At 71.5% G+C, this 20,399-nt stretch carries 18 protein-coding genes; 7 read left to right on the forward strand and 11 right to left on the reverse strand.

The window, feature by feature from the left end:
* Positions 1 to 10: 10 nt before the first annotated feature.
* From ACFVTC_RS29630 to ACFVTC_RS29645, 4 genes are all read left to right on the forward strand, one after another.
* Positions 11 to 679 carry a DUF4097 family beta strand repeat-containing protein gene (locus ACFVTC_RS29630; protein WP_390131551.1) on the forward strand — a complete coding sequence of 223 codons (669 nt, stop codon included), beginning with the start codon at positions 11 to 13 and terminating at the stop codon, positions 677 to 679.
* A gap of 44 nt (positions 680 to 723) precedes the next feature.
* Positions 724 to 1,713 carry an ATP-binding cassette domain-containing protein gene (locus ACFVTC_RS29635; RefSeq protein ID WP_390131552.1) on the forward strand — a complete coding sequence of 330 codons (990 nt, stop codon included), beginning with the start codon at positions 724 to 726 and terminating at the stop codon, positions 1,711 to 1,713.
* Positions 1,710 to 2,489 (forward strand): ABC transporter permease, encoded by a 780-nt coding sequence (locus ACFVTC_RS29640; protein ID WP_390131553.1) that lies wholly within the window; start codon positions 1,710 to 1,712, stop codon positions 2,487 to 2,489. The genes ACFVTC_RS29635 and ACFVTC_RS29640 overlap by 4 nt, the downstream gene beginning before the upstream one ends.
* A gap of 234 nt (positions 2,490 to 2,723) precedes the next feature.
* Positions 2,724 to 3,512, forward strand: a complete 789-nt coding sequence (locus tag ACFVTC_RS29645; RefSeq protein ID WP_390131554.1) for an SAM-dependent methyltransferase — start codon at positions 2,724 to 2,726, stop codon at positions 3,510 to 3,512.
* 244 nt (positions 3,513 to 3,756) lie between these two features.
* Here ACFVTC_RS29645 and ACFVTC_RS29650 read toward each other — a convergent pair whose 3' ends face one another.
* Genes ACFVTC_RS29650 through ACFVTC_RS29660 form a run of 3 tightly spaced genes read right to left on the reverse strand, consistent with a single transcriptional unit; the run spans position 3,757 to position 6,039 of the window.
* Positions 3,757 to 4,137, reverse strand: coding sequence for a RidA family protein (locus tag ACFVTC_RS29650; RefSeq protein WP_390131555.1), 381 nt, complete (start codon positions 4,135 to 4,137; stop codon positions 3,757 to 3,759).
* Positions 4,134 to 5,261, reverse strand: a complete 1,128-nt coding sequence (locus ACFVTC_RS29655) for a mandelate racemase/muconate lactonizing enzyme family protein (RefSeq protein WP_390131556.1) — start codon at positions 5,259 to 5,261, stop codon at positions 4,134 to 4,136. Before ACFVTC_RS29655 ends, ACFVTC_RS29650 begins: the two co-directional genes overlap by 4 nt.
* Positions 5,248 to 6,039, reverse strand: coding sequence for a creatininase family protein (locus tag ACFVTC_RS29660; RefSeq protein WP_390131558.1), 792 nt, complete (start codon positions 6,037 to 6,039; stop codon positions 5,248 to 5,250). The genes ACFVTC_RS29655 and ACFVTC_RS29660 overlap by 14 nt, the downstream gene beginning before the upstream one ends.
* A 116-nt stretch (positions 6,040 to 6,155) precedes the next feature.
* Here ACFVTC_RS29660 and ACFVTC_RS29665 point away from each other — a divergent pair, with 116 nt between their 5' ends.
* Positions 6,156 to 7,040 carry an ROK family protein gene (locus ACFVTC_RS29665; RefSeq protein WP_390131698.1) on the forward strand — a complete coding sequence of 295 codons (885 nt, stop codon included), beginning with the start codon at positions 6,156 to 6,158 and terminating at the stop codon, positions 7,038 to 7,040.
* On the opposite strand, the gene ACFVTC_RS29670 is transcribed toward ACFVTC_RS29665, so the two are convergent.
* Genes ACFVTC_RS29670 through ACFVTC_RS29690 form a run of 5 tightly spaced genes read right to left on the reverse strand, consistent with a single transcriptional unit; the run spans position 7,037 to position 12,168 of the window.
* The gene (locus ACFVTC_RS29670; RefSeq protein WP_390131559.1) at positions 7,037 to 7,849 is read right to left on the reverse strand and encodes an ATP-binding cassette domain-containing protein; all 813 of its coding nucleotides are present in this window, start codon (positions 7,847 to 7,849) and stop codon (positions 7,037 to 7,039) included. The genes ACFVTC_RS29665 and ACFVTC_RS29670 overlap by 4 nt on opposite strands.
* A complete protein-coding gene (locus tag ACFVTC_RS29675; RefSeq protein WP_390131560.1) occupies positions 7,846 to 8,688 on the reverse strand; it encodes an ATP-binding cassette domain-containing protein in 843 nt (280 codons plus the stop codon). Before ACFVTC_RS29675 ends, ACFVTC_RS29670 begins: the two co-directional genes overlap by 4 nt.
* Positions 8,685 to 9,593, reverse strand: coding sequence for an ABC transporter permease (locus ACFVTC_RS29680; RefSeq protein ID WP_390131561.1), 909 nt, complete (start codon positions 9,591 to 9,593; stop codon positions 8,685 to 8,687). Before ACFVTC_RS29680 ends, ACFVTC_RS29675 begins: the two co-directional genes overlap by 4 nt.
* A complete protein-coding gene (locus ACFVTC_RS29685; RefSeq protein WP_390131562.1) occupies positions 9,590 to 10,600 on the reverse strand; it encodes an ABC transporter permease in 1,011 nt (336 codons plus the stop codon). Before ACFVTC_RS29685 ends, ACFVTC_RS29680 begins: the two co-directional genes overlap by 4 nt.
* A complete protein-coding gene (locus ACFVTC_RS29690) occupies positions 10,597 to 12,168 on the reverse strand; it encodes an ABC transporter substrate-binding protein (protein WP_390131563.1) in 1,572 nt (523 codons plus the stop codon). The genes ACFVTC_RS29685 and ACFVTC_RS29690 overlap by 4 nt, the downstream gene beginning before the upstream one ends.
* 54 nt (positions 12,169 to 12,222) lie before the next feature.
* Here ACFVTC_RS29690 and ACFVTC_RS29695 point away from each other — a divergent pair, with 54 nt between their 5' ends.
* A complete protein-coding gene (locus tag ACFVTC_RS29695; RefSeq protein WP_390131564.1) occupies positions 12,223 to 13,056 on the forward strand; it encodes an IclR family transcriptional regulator in 834 nt (277 codons plus the stop codon).
* A complete protein-coding gene (locus ACFVTC_RS29700) occupies positions 13,053 to 14,081 on the forward strand; it encodes a serine hydrolase domain-containing protein (RefSeq protein ID WP_390131565.1) in 1,029 nt (342 codons plus the stop codon). The genes ACFVTC_RS29695 and ACFVTC_RS29700 overlap by 4 nt, the downstream gene beginning before the upstream one ends.
* A 285-nt stretch (positions 14,082 to 14,366) precedes the next feature.
* Here ACFVTC_RS29700 and ACFVTC_RS29705 read toward each other — a convergent pair whose 3' ends face one another.
* The 3 genes from ACFVTC_RS29705 to ACFVTC_RS29715 form a co-directional block, all read right to left on the reverse strand.
* Positions 14,367 to 17,288 carry an FAD-binding and (Fe-S)-binding domain-containing protein gene (locus tag ACFVTC_RS29705; protein ID WP_390131566.1) on the reverse strand — a complete coding sequence of 974 codons (2,922 nt, stop codon included), beginning with the start codon at positions 17,286 to 17,288 and terminating at the stop codon, positions 14,367 to 14,369.
* Between the two features lie 147 nt (positions 17,289 to 17,435).
* The gene (locus tag ACFVTC_RS29710; RefSeq protein WP_390131567.1) at positions 17,436 to 18,611 is read right to left on the reverse strand and encodes an anhydro-N-acetylmuramic acid kinase; all 1,176 of its coding nucleotides are present in this window, start codon (positions 18,609 to 18,611) and stop codon (positions 17,436 to 17,438) included.
* A 114-nt stretch (positions 18,612 to 18,725) separates the two neighbouring features.
* Positions 18,726 to 20,294 carry a sodium:solute symporter gene (locus ACFVTC_RS29715; protein ID WP_390131568.1) on the reverse strand — a complete coding sequence of 523 codons (1,569 nt, stop codon included), beginning with the start codon at positions 20,292 to 20,294 and terminating at the stop codon, positions 18,726 to 18,728.
* Between the last annotated feature and the right edge of the window lie 105 nt (positions 20,295 to 20,399).

Raw genomic sequence — 20,399 nt, forward strand, 5'->3', positions numbered from 1 at the left:
GGAGAGCACGATGCAGAAGTTCGACACCCCCGCCCCCGTCTCGGCCGTCCTCGACATCCCCGCGGGACGCATCCAGTTCATCGCCGCCGACCGCTCCGACACCACCGTCGAGGTCCTGCCCGCCAACCCCTCGAAGAGCCGCGACGTGAAGGCCGCGGACCAGATCCAGGTCGCCTACGACGACGGCGTCCTGCGCATCGAGGCGCCGGAGGCGAAGAACCGGATCCTGGGCAACTCCGGTTCCGTCGAGGTGACCGTCCAGCTTCCCGTCGGGTCCCGCGTCGAGGTGAAGGCGGCCGCCGGCGAGTTCCGGGGCGTGGGACGCCTGGGCGACGTCGCCTTCGAGGGGGCCCAGGGCACGGTCAAACTCGACGAGACCGCCGGGGCCCGCCTCACCCTCATGGCCGGCGACATCTCCGTCGGCCGTCTCGGCGGCCCCGCGGAGATCAGCACTCAGAAGGGTGACCTGACCATCGCCGAAGCCACACGCGGCACCGTCACACTGCGCACCGAGTCGGGCGACATCACGGTCGGCGCCGCCCGCGGCGTCTCCGCCTCCCTGGACGCCGGGACGGGTTACGGCCGGATCAACAACGCGCTGCGGAACGCCGACGGCACCCCGGGTCTGACCATCCGGGCGACCACCGCGCAGGGCGACATCACCGCTCGCAGCATCTGACCCATGGCAGATCACCGCTCACACCTTCCGAAGGAGTCCCTTTCATGACTGACCTGGCCATCGCGGCGTACGGGTTGCGCAAGTCCTACGGTGACAAGGTCGTGCTCGACGGCGTCGACCTGACGGTCCCCGAAGGAAGCGTCTTCGCCCTGCTCGGCCCCAACGGTGCCGGCAAGACCACCGCCGTCAAGATCCTGTCCACGCTCATCAGCCCCGACGCCGGCTCCGGCCAGATCCGCGTCGGCGGCCACGACCTCGCCTCCCGGGCGCAGGCCGCACGCGCCGTCATCGGTGTCACCGGCCAGTTCTCCGCCGTCGACGGCCTGATCACCGGCGAGGAGAACATGCTCCTCATGGCGGACCTGCACCACCTGTCCAGGGCCGAGGGCCGGCGCACCGCCGCCGAACTCCTGGAGCGCTTCGACCTCGTGGAGGCGGCGAAGAAGCCTGCCTCCACCTACTCCGGCGGCATGAAGCGCCGCCTGGACATCGCGATGACCCTGGTCGGCGGCCCGCGCATCATCTTCCTCGACGAGCCGACCACCGGACTCGACCCGCGCTCGCGGCACACCATGTGGCAGATCATCCGCGAACTCGTCACGGGCGGTACCACGGTCTTCCTCACCACCCAGTACCTGGAGGAGGCCGACGAGCTCGCCGACCGCATCGCGGTGCTCCACGAGGGGAAGACCGCCGCGGAGGGTACGGCCGAGGAGCTCAAGCGGCTGATCCCCGGCGGACACGTCCGGCTCCGCTTCACCGACCCGGCCGCCTACCGGACCGCCGCCCTCGCACTGCGCGAGGCGTCCCGCGACGACGAAGCCCTCGCCCTGCAGATCCCCAGCGACGGGACCCAGCGCGCACTGCGCTCCCTGCTCGACCGGCTCGACTCCACCGGCATCGAGGCCGACGAGCTGACCGTGCACACCCCCGACCTCGACGACGTCTTCTTCGCCCTGACCGGCACCACCACGGTGCCCAACCAGCCCAACCAGCCCAACCAGCCGGCCCAGGCCAAGGAGGCCCTGCGATGAGCTCTTCTCTCTCCCTCGCCGTGCGCGACTCGTCGACGATGCTGCGCCGCAACCTGCTCCACGCCCGCCGCTACCCCTCCCTCACCCTCAACCTGCTGCTCACCCCCGTCATGCTGCTGCTGCTCTTCGTCTACATCTTCGGCGGCACCATGAGCGGCGGCGCGGGCCGCTCCGCCTATATCGCCTACATCGTGCCGGGCATCCTGCTGATGACGATCGGGTCCACGGTGGTCGGCACCGCCGTGTCCGTGGCCACCGACATGAACGAGGGCATCATCGCCCGCTTCCGCACGATGGCCATCCACCGCGGGTCCGTGCTGTTCGGACACGTCGTCGGCAGCGTGCTGCGGGCGATCATCAGCGTCGTCCTCGTCGGCGCCGTCGGCGTCGCCATGGGCTTCCGCTCCACCGATGCCACCGTGGTGGAATGGCTGGCGGCGTTCGGGTTGCTGGTGCTCTTCGCGCTGGCGTTCACCTGGATCGCGGTCGGCATGGGCATGGGAAGCCCCAACGCCGAAGCGGCCAGCAACAACGCCATGCCGCTGATCCTCCTGCCCCTCATCTCCAGCGCCTTCGTCCCCCTGGACTCCATGCCCGGCTGGTTCCAGCCCATCGCCGAGTACCAGCCCTTCACCCCCGCCATCGAAACGCTCCGCGGACTCCTCCTCGGCACGGGGATCGGCAACAACTGGTGGATCGCCCTCGCCTGGTGCCTGGGCCTGAGCGTCCTCGGCCACCGCTGGTCGAAGGCGCAGTTCGACCGGGATCCCAAGTAGACGCCGTGGCACCGCGGATCCCACCCGCGAACCCGTTCCACCTCGAGGCGCCGCCCTCCGACATCCCCGTCGGAGGACGGCGCCTCGTGGCTCTCCCGCCGCCCGACGGACTCGCTCCCCGAGACCGCCGCGCGCCCACCGTGACGCCAACTCCGGTCAGGAAAAGGGGTGATGCCAGGCTCCGAGTACGATGCTGCGGAATACCCATGATCCCCTCGCGCGCCGGAGCCCGTCATGACGACCGACACCCCCCAGCCACCGCAGATCGACACCGCCAACGCGCATCCCGCGCGCGTCTACGACTGGCTTCTCGGCGGTAAGGACAACTACCCCGTCGACGAGGCCGTGGGCAAGAAGCTGCCGCCCGAGGCACGCGACGCCGCCAGGCAGAACCGGCAGTTCATGCAGCGCGCCGCAGCGTGGCTCGCCACGCAGGGCGTCGACCAGTTCCTCGACATCGGCACCGGCATACCCACCGAGCCGAATCTGCACCAGATAGTCCAGGGGATCACGCCTACGGCGAAGATCGTCTACACCGACAACGACCCGATCGTGCTGCGACACGCGCAGGCACTGCTGACCAGTGGTCCCCAAGGGGCCACGGACTACATCCAGGCCGATGTGCGCCAGCCGGCGGCGATCCTCGAACGTGCCCGCGCCGTACTGGACTTCGAGCGCCCGATCGCGTTGTCGTTGATCGCCCTGATGCACTTCGTCCCCGACGAGCAGGACGCCCACGGCATCGTCCGCGACCTGGTCGCCACCCTGCCGCCCGGCAGCTACCTGGTGATGTCGCACGCATCGTCCGACCTGTACCCGGAACTGGCGGAGATGGTGACCGCCGAGTACGCCAAGGGCGGCATCCGCCTCGGCTTCCGCACCCGCGCGGAGGTCGCCCGGTTCTTCGACGACCTCGATCTGGTCGATCCCGGACTGGTCACGGCGACGGAGTGGTTCAGGACGGACCCGGCGCCCGTCGCGGAGGGCAGCGGTATCTACAGCGCGGTGGCCCGCGTCCGCTGACGCCACGGCTTCGACGAGCCTCGGCGACCGACCGTGCCAGGACTCGGGCCGTGCGGCGGCGGGACACTCGGCGGCCGGACGGCGAAGGCCGCGCCCCACGAGGTCGGCGAGCCGCCGGAGTCGGTCCGTGGCGGCGACGGGCGGCCCGGGTCCGCGGCCTGTCCGACGCGCCGTCCACGGGTGGCCGGGCCCTCATGCGGTCCCGGCCACCCGTCCCCACGCCGTACCCCGCCTTGCGGGCCCGTCAGTCAGGCAGGACGGCGACCACGTCGATCTCCACGAGAATGTTCATCAGGTCGGAGCCGACCGTCGTACGGACCGGGTAAGGCTCGGTGAAGAACGGCCGGTAGGCGGCGTCGAACTCGGCGAAGTCACGCCGCAGTTCCTGCAGATGCACCGTCACCTTGACGACGTCATGCAGGCTCAGCCCCCGTTCGGCCAGAACCGCCCTGACGTTCCCGAGCACCTGCCGGGTCTGGTCCGCCACACCCTCGGGCGCCCGCCCGGTCCGCGGGTCCTGGGGACCGAAGCCCGCGGTGTACAGGAAACCGCCGGCGACCACGCCCTGGCTGTACGCCCCGGCCGGCCGGGGCGCGGCGCCCGTGCGTACCGCTTCCTTCCTCATCCGGTCAGATCGCCTTCCCGCTCGTTGACCCCGGCGAAGTGGCGCAGTTTCTCCTCGTCCACGCTCACCCCCAGACCGGGTCCTGTCGGCACCCGCAGGCGGCCCCCCTCGAGATGCAGGGGTTCGATGATGTCGTCGGCGTGCAGGTAGTACATGCTGTCGATCGCGCGGGAGAGCACGGGCGTGCTGGCGACGACGGCGAGATGCGCGGCCGTCGCGATGCCCAACTCACCGCCGCTGTGCAGGTTCATGCCGAGCCCGAACGTCTCGCAGTGGGCCGCGAGTGCCTTGGTCGCGGCGATGCCGCCCCACTTGTAGACGTCACCGTGGATGACGTCGACCGCGTTCAGCCGCATGGCGGGGGCGAAGTCCTCGAACCGTACGACACACATGTTGGTGCACAGCGGTATGCGCACCTTCGCCCGCACCTGGCTCATGCCGTCGATACCGACACAGGGGTCCTCCAGGTATTCGAGGTCCAGCTCCTCGAGGGCGATACCGGCGCGTATCGAATCGGGCACGGACCAGGCCGCGTTGGGGTCCACCCGAAGGTTCACCCCGGGCAGCGCGGAGCGCAGCGCCCGCATGACGGCGACATCGCCCGCCACGTCGCTGCTGCCCTTGAGTTTGACGGCGCCGAACCCGCCTTCGCCGACGACCCGCGCCGCGTGGTCGGCGAGTTGTCCGGGAAGCGCGTCGGCACTCGCGCCGGGAGCGTCGGCGCGGGTCACCAGGGCGGTGATGGGGACCTCGTCCCGGACGGGTCCGCCCAGCAGGTCGGTGACGGACCGTCCGGTCGCCTTGCCCATGGCGTCCCAACAGGCCACGTCGAGCGCGGCGATGGCGGCGTATCCGAGGTAGCCGTGGAAGAAGGGCACCATGTGCTGCTTGCGGTGGAAGCTCTCCAGGGCGAACGGGCTGGTCCCGATGAGATCGTCGGCGATAGCCCGGACGATCGCCGCGACGGGCCGGCCCCACATCGTCTCGCCCCAGCCCTCGACACCGTCGTCGGTACGGATGCGCACGACCGTGCGGGTCTCCCCGGTCTTGGTCTCGAACGAGCTGGTGAACGGATTGACCAGGGGCAGATTGACCACCCATACGTCGACGTCAGTGATCTTCATTCTTCTCCTCTGTTCGGATGGTGGCGGTGTCGAAGGCACGGATCGCCAGAGCGAGACCCCGGGCCCTGTCGTCCAGTAGGCGGTGCCCCGACGTGGCGTCGGCGCCGGAAGCGTCGTCCGTCGATCCGCCGACCCGTGCCCACTCGCCGTGGCGTTCCACGGTCAGGCCGGGATACGGCGGGTTGTCGAAGAGGGGTGGGGGCTCGACCGGGGCCCGGGGTGCGACCGGGGTGCGGACGAGGCCGGGGTGGGCCGCGAGCATCAGGGAGGTCTCGAACCAGCCGGCGTGTCCCGGGATGACCTCGGGCCTGCCGCCGTCGGCTCCGCCGTCCCCTGCTGTGATCGTCCAGTACGAGCAGGCGGCGACGGTGACGTCGGCGCGCAGCGCGAAGCGCTTCACGGCGAGCCGCATGATCTCGTCGTTGCCGCCGTGTCCGTTGACGACCATGATCCGTCGGTATCCGCTGGTGACCAGGGAGTCGAGGACGTCGTCGAGCACGGCGCCCAGCGTCGCGGCGGACAGTGAGACGGCGGCCGCGAACAGGTGGTGCGGGCTGTGTCCGAAGGGCAGGGCGGGCAGCCGGATCAGCTCGGATCCGGCCGGGTCCTCGGCGAGCAGCGCGGCCGCGCGGTCGAGTACGGCCTCGGCGAGGAGGGTGTCGGTGCCCATGGGCAGGTGGGCGGCGTGCTGTTCCTGCGATCCGATGGGCAGCAGCGCGATCGCACGTGTGCCTGCTTCGCGTACTTCGTGCCAGGTCAGCTCGGTCAGATCTCTCACAGCGCTATCTCCCTGAAACCCCGCCGTGGCAGAGTCGGCGCATGGTCCATGAACGTTTTCCGTTGCGGTTGGTTCCCGAGCCGGCGCCGGGGCCGGTCGCGCCCCGCTCGCCACGGATGCTCGGTGGGGTGGAACTGGTGCCCGGACGGGTCAGGGCGGCCGTGCTGAGCATGTCCGGCGCGGTGGTGCGGCGGGCCGAGGCGTCGTACGACGCGGCGACGGCTCGGCCCGCCGACATCGACGCGGCGCTCGCGCTGGCCGCCGGAGTCTTCGAAGGACACGACCTGGTCGGGGTGGGTGTGGCGGCCGCCGGGCTCGTCGACCCCGGCGCCGGCCTGATCAACGAGGTCAACGACGTTCCGGCGCTGCACGGTTATCCCGTGACCGCGCGGCTCGGCGCGCTGACAGGCGTGCCGGTGCGCGTCGAACACCGGGCCAGGCTGCAGGTGCTCGGCGACCGCTGGTTCGGGGCCGGGCGCGGGCGCCGGACGTTCGCGTCGGTGTCGACCGGTGAGGTGCTGGGGGTCGGCATCCTGTACGACGGTGAGGTTCTCGCGCCGGCCGGGGGCCGCAGCGGCGCCCATATGACGGTGGCGGCCAGTGGCGACGCGTGCACCTGCGGCGGCCGTGGATGCTGGAAGACGGTGGCCACCACCCGTTGGCTGCGGGCCCGCGCGTGTGCCGCGGGACTCGGCGACGGCGTCTCGCTCGCCGCGCTGGTGGAGCGCGACGACGAAGCGGCACGCCGGACGGTCGCGGAGTACGCCGAGAACGTGGCCCTGGGCCTGGTCAACATCCAGCAGTTGTTCGCGCCCGGGTTGTTCGTCCTGCACGGTGAGGCACGCGAGGGCGGTGAACGGTTCCGCACCCTCATCGAGGAGCGGCTGCGCTCCGATGTCGCTTCGGCGGGGGCCGAGTTGCCGCAGGTGTCGGTGAGCGGGGCGGCCGTGGACGACGTCGCCCTGCTGGGCGGCGCCGGTCTGGTGCTGTCCCACCTCTAGACCGCCTCCGTACGGGCGCGGCGTGCGCGGCGCGGGTCGGGCAGGGGAACGGCGTCCAGCAACTGCCGGGTGTACGGGTGCCGCGGATCGCGGAAGACGTCGGCGGCGTCGCCCACCTCCACCAGTCGGCCGTGCCGCATGACGGCGACCCGGTCGGCCACCTGCCGGACGACGGCGAGGTTGTGCGAGACGAGGACGTAGGTCAGCCCGAGGCGCTGTTGCAGCTCCACCAGCAGGTCGAGAACCTGTGCCTGGACGGAGACGTCGAGGGCGCTGGTGGGTTCGTCGAGCACGACGAGGCGGGGTTCGAGGGCGAGGGCGCGGGCGATGGAGACGCGCTGGCGCTGGCCGCCGGAGAACTCGTGCGGGTAGCGGTCCTGGATCCCGGCCGGCAGACCCACCGACTCGAGCAGCTCGCCGACGCGTTCGCGGGTGCGGGCCCTGCCGCGCCGGCCACGGGCCCGAGGGTCATGGGTGACCAGCGGCTCGGCGACGATGTCGGTGATCCGCATGCGCGGGTTCATGCTGGAGTACGGGTCCTGCAGCACGACCTGCATCTGACGCCGCACGGAGCGAAGCCGGGCCGGCGAGAGGGCCCCGAGATCCTGTCCGTCGAACCGCACCCTCCCGGCGGTGGGCTCCAGCAGCCGCAGGAGCAGCCGGGTCAGGGTGGTCTTGCCGCACCCTGATTCTCCGACCAGGGCCAGGGTCTGCCCCTCGGTAACGGTCAGGGACACGTCGTCGACGGCCACATGCGGGGGATTGCCGCCGAACTCCTTGCGCAGGTGCTCGAGTTCGAGCAACGTCATGCCGACTCCAATCGTGGGGTCGCGTCCAGGAGCCGACGCGTGTAGTCCTCGGCGGGCCGGTCGAAGACGTCCATGACGTCACCGCTCTCCACGACCCGGCCCGCGTTCATGACCACGACCCGGTCGGCCGTCTCGGCGACCACTCCGAGGTCGTGGGTGATCAGTACGACGGCCATGCCGTGCCGCTTCTGGAGTGCGACGAGCAGATCCAGGATCTGGCGTTGCACGGTGACGTCGAGCGCGGTGGTCGGCTCGTCGGCGATGAGGACGCGGGGCCGCCCCACCAGTGCCGTCGCGATCATCACGCGCTGGCGAAGTCCGCCCGAGAGTTCGTGCGGGTACTGCCGGTAGCGGCGTTCGGGGTCAGGGATGCCGACCTCGTCCAGTGCGGAGAGCGCCGCCGCCGCTGCCTCGGCGCGGGAGGCACCGCGATGGTGTCGCAGCACCTCGGCGACCTGGGGGCCGACCCGCTGGAGAGGGTCGAGGCTGGTCATCGGGTCCTGGAAGATCATGGCGATGTCGTGGCCGCGGATCGCGCACAGTTCCTTCTCGCTCACGGCGAGCAGGTCGCGGCCCTCGAAGCGGATCTCACCGCCCGTGTAGACGCACGGTGGTGCGGGGTTGAGGCGCAGCACGGACAGCGCGGTGGCCGTCTTGCCGCTGCCGGACTCACCCACGACGGCGAGCGTCTCGCCGGCGGCGACCTGGAGGCTGACGCCCTGGACGGCGTGCACGGTGGAGGCGTCAAGCCGGAAGTCGACGCTCAGGTCGTCGATTTCGAGGACGGGTGTGGTCGGGGTGGGTGTGGTGCGGGCGGGTGTGACGCGGTCGGTTGTCATCGGCGGTACGCCTTCGGGTCCGCGACGTCGCGCAGGGCGTCGCCGGTGATGTTGACGGCCAGTGAGGTGATCATCAAGGCGATGCCGGGGAACACCGCGACCCACCAGGAGGTGCCGAGGTAGAGCTGGCCGTCGGCGAGCATCGACCCCCAGGTGACCGTTTCCCTGGGCACACCGAGTCCGAGGTAGCTCAGGGACGCCTCGGCCACGATGGCGGCGGCGACGTGCAGGGTGGCGATCGTGGCGAGCGGAGCCATGACGTTGGGCAGCAGATGGCGCCGCATGATCACGCTGTCGGTGACACCGATGGCCCGTGCCTCGGTGACGAAGTCACGTGAGCGCAACGACATCACCTCGGAGCGCACCACGCGGGCGTAGGACACCCAGCCGGTGAAGCCGAGGACGAGGATCACGTACCAGAGTCCGGAACCGAGGAAGCCCACGATGGCCAGAGCCAACAAGATGGCGGGGAAGGCGAGTTGGACATCGGCGAGTCGCATGAGGATCCGGTCGGGCCAGCCGCCGAAGTAGCCGGAGACGAGGCCGACCGTGGTGCCGATCACTCCGGCGAGCAACGCGGCGCCCGCACCGACCAGGAGAGAGACACGAGTGCCGTAGACGACGCGGGAGAGCAGGTCGCGGCCGAGCTGGTCGGTACCGAGCGGGTGGGCGCCGCTGCCGCCGGACTGCCAGGCGGGTGGCTCCAACCGCAGGAGCAGATCCTGGGCGTTGGGGTCGTACGGTGTGATCAGCGGTGCGAAGAGCGCGAAGACCAGCATGATCGCGAGGACGGCGAGTGCGGCGACGGCGAGCCTGTTGCGGAGCAGGGTCCGCAGGGCGGCGGCGCGGGGGCCGCGTCCCGCCATGGCCGTCGGTGCTGCGACGGACGGTGGTGCGACGGTCATCGGGACGTCCTCACCCTCGGGTCGAGGAAGTTGTAGGAGAGGTCGACCAGCAGGTTCACCACGACGAAGGTCGCGGCGAACAGCAGCACGGTGGCCTGGACGAGCGGGAAGTCGCGGTGCGAGATGGCCTCGATCGTCAGCTGTCCGACGCCGGGCCAGGAGAAGACCTGTTCGGTGAGGATCGCGCCGCCCAGCAGGCTGCCGACCTCCAGACCGACCACGGTCACCACCGGCAGGGACGCGTTGCGCAGGCCGTGTGTGAGCACCACCTTGAGCGGTCCGAAGCCCTTGGCACGCGCGGTACGGATGTGATCGGAGGACAGCACGTCGATCAGCGAGGAGCGCAGCAGCCGCGCGACGACGGCGACGGAGTAGACCGCGAGGGTGATCGCCGGCAGGACGAGATGCGCGAACGTGCCGTAGCCGGAGGCGGGTAGGGCGTGCAGGCCGACGGCGAAGACCAGGATCAACAGGATGCCGACCCAGAACGGCGGGGTGGACTGCCCGAGCAGCACCATGGTCATCACGCCCCGGTCGGAGGCCCGGCCGCGTCGCATCGCGGCGAAGATGCCCGCGGGTATCGCGATCACGAGGGTCACCACCAGGGCGGCCGCGGCGAGTTGGAGGGTGGCGGGGAGCCGGTCGGCGAGCACGGTGCGCACCGGCTCGTTGTAGGAGAGGGAGTTGCCGAAGTCGAGGCGGGGCAGCCCCCAGAGGAAGTCGGCGTACTGGGTGAACAGCGGCCGGTCCAGTCCCAGCGAGCCCCGCAGTACGGCTTCCTGCTGGGCGGTCGCGTCCGGCGGGAGCAGTAGTTTGACGGGATCCCCGGAGAGCCGGACCAGGAAGAACGACACGGTCGCCGTGCAGAGCAGGACCAGCAGGGCGGTGCCGAGCCTGACGAGGACGGTGCGCAGCAGCCGTACCGCGTCCCGGTCGCGGGCCCGGACGCGTGGTGGCCCGCCGTCGTGGGTGGCGCGCGGCGGCTGTCGCAGGGAGAGTTCGGTCATCGGGAGACCTCCGCGCTCGCCATGGCCAGGACTCCTGCGGGGCCCGGTTTCCAGCGGGGGCTCCGGTTGCGGGCGTAGATGTTGTCGAGCTGGTAGAGGAAGACGAACGGTGCCTCCCGCTGCATCAGCCGTTGCAGGTCGGAGAATGCCTTCGTGCGCTCCGCCGGGTCGACGGACAGTTCCTCGATGTCGACGAGCCGGTCCGCCTCCCTGGAGTGCCAGCGGCTCTGCCGGCGGTCGCTGCGGACGTTCGACTGGATCATGCTCTCGCCGTCCAGCGTCCAGATGGTGCTCGCGGCGAGATACATCGGGCCGAGCGCCGCGTGGTTGGAGGAGGTGAGCCGGCTGGAGTACGTACCGGGGTCCAGGAGGTCGACCCGTGCGCGCACGCCCGCCTCGGCGAGGAGTCCGGACAGTGCCTCGGCGACATTGGAGTCGATGTTGGAGGCGGTGAGCGTGGTGCTGAAGCCGTCGGGGTAGCCGGCCTCGGTGAGCAGTCGGCGTGCCGTCCGCACCGAGCGGGTGAACGGTTTGACGGACGGGTCGAAGCCGAAGGCGCCGCGCGGGATCATCGCGGGCACCTCGCGTGCCTTGCCGCCGAGTACCGCTTTGATCAACAGCGGTACGTCGACGGCGTGGTTGAGCGCCTGCCTCACGCGTCGGTCGCTCAGCGGTCCCTTGTCCAGCGTGTCGAGGGAGAGGTAAGAGGTGCGGATCCCGCTGAACCCGTCCAGGGTGACGCCGGTGTAGCCCTCGAGTTGCTGGGCCGCGTCGGGGGTGAGTCCCGCCACGAGGTCGACCTCGCCGCTCTGCAGGGCGGCCAGCGAGGACGAGGCGTTGGGTGCCGGGCTGAAGACCAGTTCGTCGACATGCGGGCGGCCGGCCCAGTGATCCGGGTAGGCGCGCATACGCAGTTCGTGGTCACGCTGCCACCGGACGAAGGTGAAGGGCCCGGTGCCGACCGGGCGGGAGGCGAACCCCTGGTCCCCGGCCTCGGCCAGATAGCGTGGCGGGACGACCACCCCGCCGAAGAGGGAGAGCTTGTCGGGCAGAATCGGGTCGTGCAGCGTGGTGTGGACGTCCACGGTGAGCCGGTCGACGACGGAGACGCCCTTCACGTAACGCAGTTCGACGATCGGTGACTTGGTCCTGGGATCGAGCAGCCGCTCGATGGAGAACTTCACCGCCGCGGCATCGCAGACCTCGCCGTTGTGGAACCTCACGCCGGGGCGCAGGGTGAAGCGCCAGGTGCGCTCGTCGCGTGCGGTCCAGGACAGCGCGAGCCGTGGGTGCAGCTTGTTGTCGCGGCCCCGGGTGGTCAGGGTGTCGAACATGTTGATCAGGGCGTTCATCGACACCATGTCGCCCTGCTTCTGCGGGTCCATGGTCACGGGGTCCCCGGGCTGCGACACCCGCAGGACGTTGCCCGCGCCGCTCGCGGGATCGGCTCCGCATCCCGCCAGCAACGGGGGCGCGGTGAGAGCCGGCAGGACCAGACCGGCCAGGCGCAGGACGTCGCGGCGCGGGCGGCTGCGGTTCAGGGCCCGCTCCTGACGTATACGTTCCATTGAGCAACACATCCGTTCCGTCAGATGGAATGCGGTTGCGTTAAGCTAAGCGACATGTCGAAAGCGGTCAACACCCGTGCCAGCGAGCCAGAGCCCGCGAAGGGCCCCGTCGACAAGGCGATGGAGGTGCTCGAAGCACTCGTCGAGGCAGGCGGCCCGCACCGGCTGGGGGAGATCGCGCGGCGCACGGGGCTCACCAAGCCGACGGTCCACCGCCATCTGCGGACCCTCGCCGAGTACGGCTTCGCGCAGCCGGCGGAGGGTGGCAGCTACCGCGCGGGCCCCCGGTTGCTGGGCCTGGCCGCCGCGGCCCTGCACGACAGCCGGGATCTTGCACTCGCCCGCCCCGTGCTGGCCGATCTGCGGCGGCGGACCGGCCTGCTCGCGCAGTACGCCGTGCGCCACGCCGATGACACGGTGCTGCTGGCACAGTCCGAGCCGGTCAGGGAGTACCGGATGTACGCCCGACCCGGTAGCCGCGCTCCGCTCCACAGCAGCGGGATGGGGCTGGCGATGCTCTCCGTCCTGCCGGCCTCCGAGGCGGACGCCCTGCTGGAGGCGGGTCCGCTCGCCGCCCGCACACCGCACACCCCCACCGATCCGGCGGCGATCCGCGCCTTGCTGCGGGAGGCGGCCGGGGTCGGTTACGCCGTGGACGACGAGTACGAAGAGCTCGACGTACGGTCGGTGGCGGCGCCCGTGGTCGACGGCGAGGGACGGGTCGTGGGCGCCATCGGCATCTCGGGACTCACCTTCACACTGGACGAGCAGAGCGTGGAGATGTTCGGCCCGATGGTGCGCGCGGCCGCCCGCACCGTGTCGGCCGGCCTCGGCGGCACCCCACCCGTGTTCCGGGTCGTGGACTCCGAGGACGGGGGACTCGCGTGAGCGCGCTCGAAGACATCCTGGTCTCGGGGCGAGCCCTCCGGGTGTACTCCGGCGCCGCCTGGTCCGTGGGCGCCGCGGCCGGCCCACCGGACCGGGGCTGGACCGGCACCCGCGCCTGGGACGGCCCACCGCTCGAAGGTGACGAGACGTGGGACCTGGCGTCGGTGACGAAACCGATCGTCGGACTGGCCGTGATGGCCCTTGTCGAGCGCGGCGCACTGGATCTCACCGGCGCCGTCGGCACCTACCTGCCGGACTACCGGGGCGGTGACAAGGCGGACCTGACCGTCGCGCAGTTGCTCACCCACACCTCGGGCCTGCCGGGTAAGGTGCCGCTCTACCGCGAACACCCCACCCGCGGCGGGCTGTTGGAAGCACTGCGCCTGCTGCCGCTGCGATCGGCGCCCGGTTCCCGGGTCGAATACTCCTCGCAGGGCTTCATCCTGCTCGGACTGATCGCCGAGAGCGCGGCCGCGGCGCCGCTGGACGAACTGGTGGACCGGCTGGTGTGCGCACCACTCGGCATGGAGGAGACCGGTTTCACCCCGGACATCGCCCTGCGGGCGAGGGCCGTGGCCACCGAGGACTGCCCGTGGCGGGGACAGGTGGTGGCGGGCGAGGTGCACGACGAGAACGCCGTGGTCCTGGGCGGAATCGCCGGGCACGCCGGGCTGTTCGCGCCACTCGCCGACATGGAACGACTCGGACGCTCCCTGGCGGGTGGGGCGTCCGAGCTCCTGCGCCCGGAGACCTTCGCCCTGATGACGGCCGCCCACACGGACGCCCACGCACTGCGGCGCGGCCTCGCCTGGCAGGGGCAGGACCCGGTCGGATCACCCGTGGGGCCGTCGTGCGGCCCCGAGTCGTTCGGCCACACCGGCTTCACCGGCACGAGTATCTGGGTCGACCCCGCGGCCGGCCGCTACGCCGTGCTGCTGACGAACCGGGTGCACCCGTCACGGGAGGGCGACGGCATCGTGGCCGTCCGGCGCGCGTTCCACACGGCGGCGGACGCCCTGCGCTAGGGCGTGTTGCGAAAGTCCCGCCTGCCTCGCGACGCCCGGCACGTTCCCGCACTGCCTCGAGGGCGTGGGAGGTGTCTCCTTCGCCGCACCGGGCGAAAACCCGGGTACGTCCCGTAGGCGGGCTTTCGCCCGGCACGCCGAGAGCACGCACCGGACGCCGCGAGGCCCGCCCTCCGGGCGGACGACGCGACTTTTCGCAACACACCCTGGGGGCAGGTCGGTCGGATCACGTGGCGGGACTGCCCGACGGGCCTGGGACGGGCGCGCCGGGCGAGGGCCGCGGGCTCAGCCGGCGGCCGCCTCGGACGCGTCGAGGGCGTCGAGGGCGTCGGCCAGGAGTTCCAGGACGTGGCGGTACGGGCGGCCGGTGGCGCGGGTCATGCCCATCTCGCAGGTGCGGTTGCACGAGGCGTACCCGTCGTGCTCGCGCTCGTTGACCTCGGCGGCCTGGGCGGCCGTCGCGCCGGCGGTCACCTCGGGGTGGAGCAGCCCGCGGTCACCCGCGAAGGCGCAGCAGCCCCAGGAGTCGGGGACCGTCACGGTGCCGGCCACCGCCTCCGCGACGGTGCGCAGGTCACCGGTGATGTCCAGGTGCACGGTCGAACAGGTCGGGTGCAGGGCGAGGGAGTCGAGCCGTGGCGCCCGGGGCAGCAGCGGCAGCAGCGTCTCGGCGGTGAAGGTCACGCTGTCCACGAAGCGCAGTCCGTTGTACCGGTCACGTCCGGCCTCGGGCAGCGTCGCGGCGAGCTCGCCCAGGCCGTGGGTGCAGGAGGAGGCGTCGCAGACGACCGGCAGCCGTCCGTGGTCGCTGGCCGTCCACAAGGCGTCGAGCGTCCGGGCGGCCATCGCCCGGTGGCCCTCGGTGTAGCCCTTGGACTGCCAGGGCGTGCCGCAGCACAACCCCGCCAGTTCGGGGACGTCGACGGCGACTCCGGCTCGCTCGCACAGACTGAGGAACGCACCCGCGGAGCCGCTCGCCCGTCCGCCGGCGTCGCCACGGCCGGAGCCGCCGCCCTCCTCGGAGGCGAAGACGCTGCCGATGCACGCCGCGAAGAAGACCGCCCGCGCCGCAGGCACGTGCCGGGCCGCCGGACGGGGCTCGCCACCACGGGGGATGTCCGGGCTCCAGGCCGGTACGAGGTCGGTGGCGCCGAGCCGCCGCATCATCCTGGTGGCCGCGCCGGTCAGGGGGGCGGGCACCGCGTGGGCGGCGCCGAGGCCGATCCGTACGCCCTTGACGGCCGTGGCCCAGTGGCGGGCCGCGGCGCGTCCGGCGTGCTGCGCGAGGGGGCTGTGGCGCTCGCCGCGCAGCCGCTTCATCACCGCCCCGGTGTCGATGGTCACCGGGCAGGCGGTCACGCAGAGGCTGTCGGCGGCGCAGCTGTCCACGGCGGCGTAGGCGTAGTCGTCCTCCAGTTCCCGGCGTCGTTCGTCGTCACCCGCCGCCGCGGCCAGCGCGATCTCCCGCTGGAGGGCGATGCGCTGACGGGGTGTGGTGGTGACGTCCGCGGTCGGACAGACCGGCTCGCAGTAGCCGCACTCGACGCAGGCGTCCAGCGCCGGGTCGACCGCGGGCACGCTCTTGAGCCGGCGCAGATGCGCGCCCGGGTCGTCGTCCAGCAGCACACCGGGGTTGAGCACGCCCGCCGGATCGCACAACCGCTTCAATTCCCGCATGACGTCGTACAGTTCGTCGCCGTACTGGCGGCGGACGAACGGCGCCATGGCACGTCCGGTGCCGTGCTCCGCTTTCAGCGTGCCCTCGGCGGCCAGCACCAGATCGACCATGTCGTCGGTGAACCGCGCGTACCGGTCGGTCTCCGCCTGCGAGTCGAAGTCCTGGGTCAGCATGAAGTGCACGTTGCCGTCCCGGGCGTGCCCGAAGATCACAGCGTCCTCGTAACCGTGCCGGTCGAACAGTCCGATGAGGCCCTCGCAGGTGCGGGTCAGCCGGTCCATCGGGACCGCGATGTCCTCCAACAGGGCGGTGGTGCCGGGCCGGCGGGCGCCGGCGACCGCGGTGTAGAGGCCCTTGCGCAGATGCCACAGCCGGGCCCGTTCCTTCGGGTCGCGGGTCAGGGCGGTGCCGGTCACCGCGGGCAGGCGCTCCAGCACCGGACGGGCCGCGGCTGCCACCTCCTCCAGCCGCTCCGGGGTGTCCTCGGCGAACTCGACCAGCAGCGCCGCGTGGTGCTCGACCCGCAGGCCGCGCAGTGCCGAGCCGGAGCCGGGGTCGAGCTGGGCCACCCGCAGCGATGAGGCGTCGAGGAGCTCCGCCGTACGGGCGCCCGCCGCGAGCAGCGCGGGCAGTGCGTCGGTGGCCTCGGCGAGTCCCGGGAGGATCAGCAGGCCGGTGGCGGCGTGGGGAAGGACCGGGACCGTACGGAAGACGGCCTCTGAGACGAAGCCCAGCGTGCCCTCGCTGCCGATCATCAGGTGGGCCAGCAGATCGGCCGGAGTGGTGTGGTCCAGAAAGGAGTTGAGCCCGTAGCCCATGGTGTTCTTCATCGCGAAGAGCCGCTCGACGGTGGCGCGGGCCCGCGGTGAGGTCCGGACCCGGTCACGCAACCGGAGAAGGCCGGCGTGGAGTTCGGGTTCCTTGGCACGCAGCCGTTCGTCGGCGTCCGGTGCGCCGGAGTCGATCACCGTGCCCGAGGGCAGCACGAACTGCAGGGACTCCATGGTGTGGTACGCGTTGTCCTGAGTGCCGCAGTTCATGCCGCTGGAGTTGTTGGCGACCAGCCCGCCGATCGTGCAGGCCGACTCGCTGGCCGGGTCGGGACCGAGTCGCCTGCCGTACCGCGCCAGCCGCGCGTTGACCTGACGCACCGTCAATCCCGGTTGCAGGCGGACGCGGTGACCGTCGTCGAGCACCTCGGCCTTGCGCCAGTTGCTGCGCACGTCCACCAGGACCCCGTCACCGCCTGCCTGTCCCGCCAGACTCGTCCCGCCGGAGCGCAGGGTCAGCGGAAGCCCCGCCGCTCTGGCGCCCGCCATCAGCGCACCCACCTCGGCCGCCGACGCGGCGCGGACAACGGCCCGCGGAGCGAAGAGATACGGCGACGCGTCGTGCGCCGCCGCGACCCGGCGGGGAAGGTCGGTCGACACCCGCCGGGGGTCGTCCACACAGGAGCGCAGCAACGCGGCGAGGTCCGAAGGGCGTTCACCGGGGTTCGCCGGAGTCGGGGTGGAATGGGGGCGGCTCATGGATGCTCCGGGAGGTGTGCGGGTCCGGGACGGCCGGTCGCCCGGACGGTGGGGGAGGGGAGGAACGCCGGGGGTCGGTCGAGGGAGGCGGCGGACCGGCCGGGAGCGCCGAGCCGGCAGCCCGGCGCCGCCCTCGTGGGTGCGGTCCTACGACCGGGTCTCGACCAGCAGCCGACGGGGGGCCGTCGCCGCCGGTTCCGGCAGTCGCAGCGGCAGGCGGCCCGGCGTGATGCTGCCCAGCAGCGACGGGTGGCGCGCGCCGGTGCCCGACGGCAGGGTGCCCGGCAGGCCGTGCACCGTCAGGAAACCCAGGACGGCGAAGGCGAGCGCTTCCTTCGCATCGGAGGGGACACCCAGGTCGTCGCTGGGCAGCAGCCGCACGCCGGGCAGCTCCTCGGCGATCATGCCGGTCAGGACGGGGTTGTGCGCCCCGCCGCCGGACACCACCAACTGGGTGACACCGTGGGCACGGACCGCGTCGGCCACGGTCACCGCGGTCAGCCGGGTGAGGGTGGCCAGTACGTCGTTCGGTTCGGCGACGGGTGCGGCCTCCAACGCCCGTAGCAGGTAGGGCAGATGGAAGAGCTCCTTGCCGGTGCTCTTCGGCGCGGGCAGGCGGTAGTACGGCTCGTCGAGCAGCAGCCGCAGCAGCTCCGGTGCCTCTCGGCCCGCGGCGGCGCCGCGCCCCGACTCGTCGTACTCGCGGGCGCCCGCCGTGAAGTGGCGCACGGCCGCGTCCAGCAGGGCGTTGGCGGGACCGGTGTCGAAGGCGACCGGGTCGGTGTCCGGACCCGCGACGGTGATGTTGGCGATGCCGCCCAGGTTCAGCGCGGCCGGGACGCCCGGCAGGCCCCGCAGCAACAGTGTGTCGGTCATGCCGACGAGGGGTGCGCCCTGGCCGCCCGCGGCGATGTCGCGGGCCCGCAGGTCCGACACGACGGGCAGGCCGGTCGCCTCCGCGATCCAGCCGGGCTGACCGAGCTGGAGGGTGCCGAGCACGGCGCCGTCGCGTACCCAGTGGTGCATCGTCTGCCCGTGCGAGACGACCAGATCGGCTTCGTCGCCGCACAGTTCGTGCAGGGCGCGGACGGCGGCTCCTGCGAACGACTGGCCGATACCGGTGTCCAGGGCGCAGACGGCCTCGGTGCTGGTCGCGGCCGGGGGCAGAGCGGCGCCGATCGCGGCGCGCAGGTCGTCCGGGTAGGCCACGCTGATCCGGCCGAGCGGACGCATCCGCAGCGTCTCGCCCTCCAAGGAGAGATCGGCCGCGGCGGCTTCGATGGCGTCGTACGAGGTGCCGGACATCAGGCCGATCACACGCATGGGGAGCTCCGAGTCTTCGGGTCGGACCGGCCGGGCGCGCCGTGCGAGGGCGGCCGGTCCGAAGTGACCGGGCCGGGGCAGCCGGATCGCGGCGGCCCCCGGCCCGGCGTTCGGTCAGGACTGGCCGGCGGTCGCGGTGACCTCCGTGCCGTGTCCGTCAGGTTCCACCGGCGCGACCGCGGGCGCTGCGGGCGGGGCCTTGTGGAACAGGCTCATCACTCCGCCCACCATGATCGTGACCAGCACTCCGATCGGCACCAGCCACTGAGCGGCGATCGCCGTGGGCACGGTCGTCCCCGCGGTGGTCACGTCGATCTTCACGCCGCGGACGATGTACGTCATCACGCCGATGGTCACGAGGAAGGCCACGACGGCGTCCACCTCCGTGGCGCGCTTGACCAGCCGGCCGAGCAGGAACGCGCCGAGCAGCGCGCCGTAGGTGTAGCCCGCGATCGTGAGACCGGTCAGGTAGACGTTGCCCGAGCTGGTGCTGAACGCGCAGGCGAAGACCGCCATCAGCGCCGCCCACACCAGCGTCATCACCCGGGCCAGTTTCAGCAGCGCCTGGTCGGAGGGGGCCTTCTTCCGGAAGCTGTGGATGATGTCGGACACCGTGGAGTTCGACATGGAGTTCAGTGCGGAGGACAGCGAGCCCATCGCGGCGCCCAGGATGCCCGCCACCAGAAGACCCGAGATGCCCACCGGCAGGCCGTGCAGGATGAAGTTCGGGTAGAGGTTGTCGGAGCTGCTCAGCCCCATCTCCTTGAAGCTGCGGCCCTTGTTGTACGACCAGAGCAGAGCACCGGCCAGGGAGAACGCGGCGAACTGCACGGTGACGAAGACTCCGGAGGCGATCATCGCCTTCTGGCCGTCGCGCAGGGTGCGGGTGGTCAGCACACGCTGCACGATCAGCTGGTCCGAGCCGTGGCTGGCCATCGCGAAGATGGCGCCGCCGATGATGGCGGTCGGCAGGGCGAAGGAGCTGGTGAGGATGTGGTCGAGGCCGAAGTCGGTGTCGAAGAGCCTGAACTCGCCGCCGTGCAGGGCCTGCGAGAAGCCGGTGGCGCCGACGTGCCCGGTGAGCACCGCGATGGCCAGGATCACACCGCCGAGGTAGAGGCCCATCTGGATGGCGTCCGTCCAGATGACCGCCTTGATGCCCCCGAGGTAGGTGTACACGACGGTGATGACGGTCAGCACGACGATGATGGCCTTGTAGCCGGTGTGCACGCCGAGTTCGTCGAGCAGCAGCTTGATCGGGATCGCCGACGCGAACAGCCGGACGCCTTCGGCGAGCAGCCGGGTGAAGACGAACGACACCGACGCCAGTCCCTGGAGCCTCAGTCCGAAGCGCTCGCCGAGGTACTGGTAGGCGCTGACGAAGCCGCCGCGCTTGTACAGCGGGATGAGTACCGTGGCGACGACGACCCGCCCGATCACGTAACCCAGCGCCAGTTCGACGTTGCCGAACCCCTGCCCGCTGTACGTCCCGCCGGGCACGCTGATGACGGTCAGCACGCTGGTCTCGGTGGCCACTATCGAGAACGACACCGTCCACCAGGGCATGTGGCTCTCGCCGACGAAGTACTCCTTCGCCGTCTTCTGCCGCCCGGACAGGCGCAGTCCGATCACCGCGATGGCGACCAGATAGACGGCGATCACCGCCAGGTCGAGTTGGCGCACGTGCACTCCTTAGAACGGACCGGTGGTGTCACCGGGGAATGGGGTCGGTGGGGGAGGGACGGTGCCCCGTCTCGATGGAGCGACGCGCGCCCGGCGGTCCGGCGC

The sequence above is a fragment of the Streptomyces sp. NPDC057950 genome (assembly GCF_042887295.1).
Taxonomy (GTDB): domain Bacteria; phylum Actinomycetota; class Actinomycetes; order Streptomycetales; family Streptomycetaceae; genus Streptomyces; species Streptomyces kaempferi.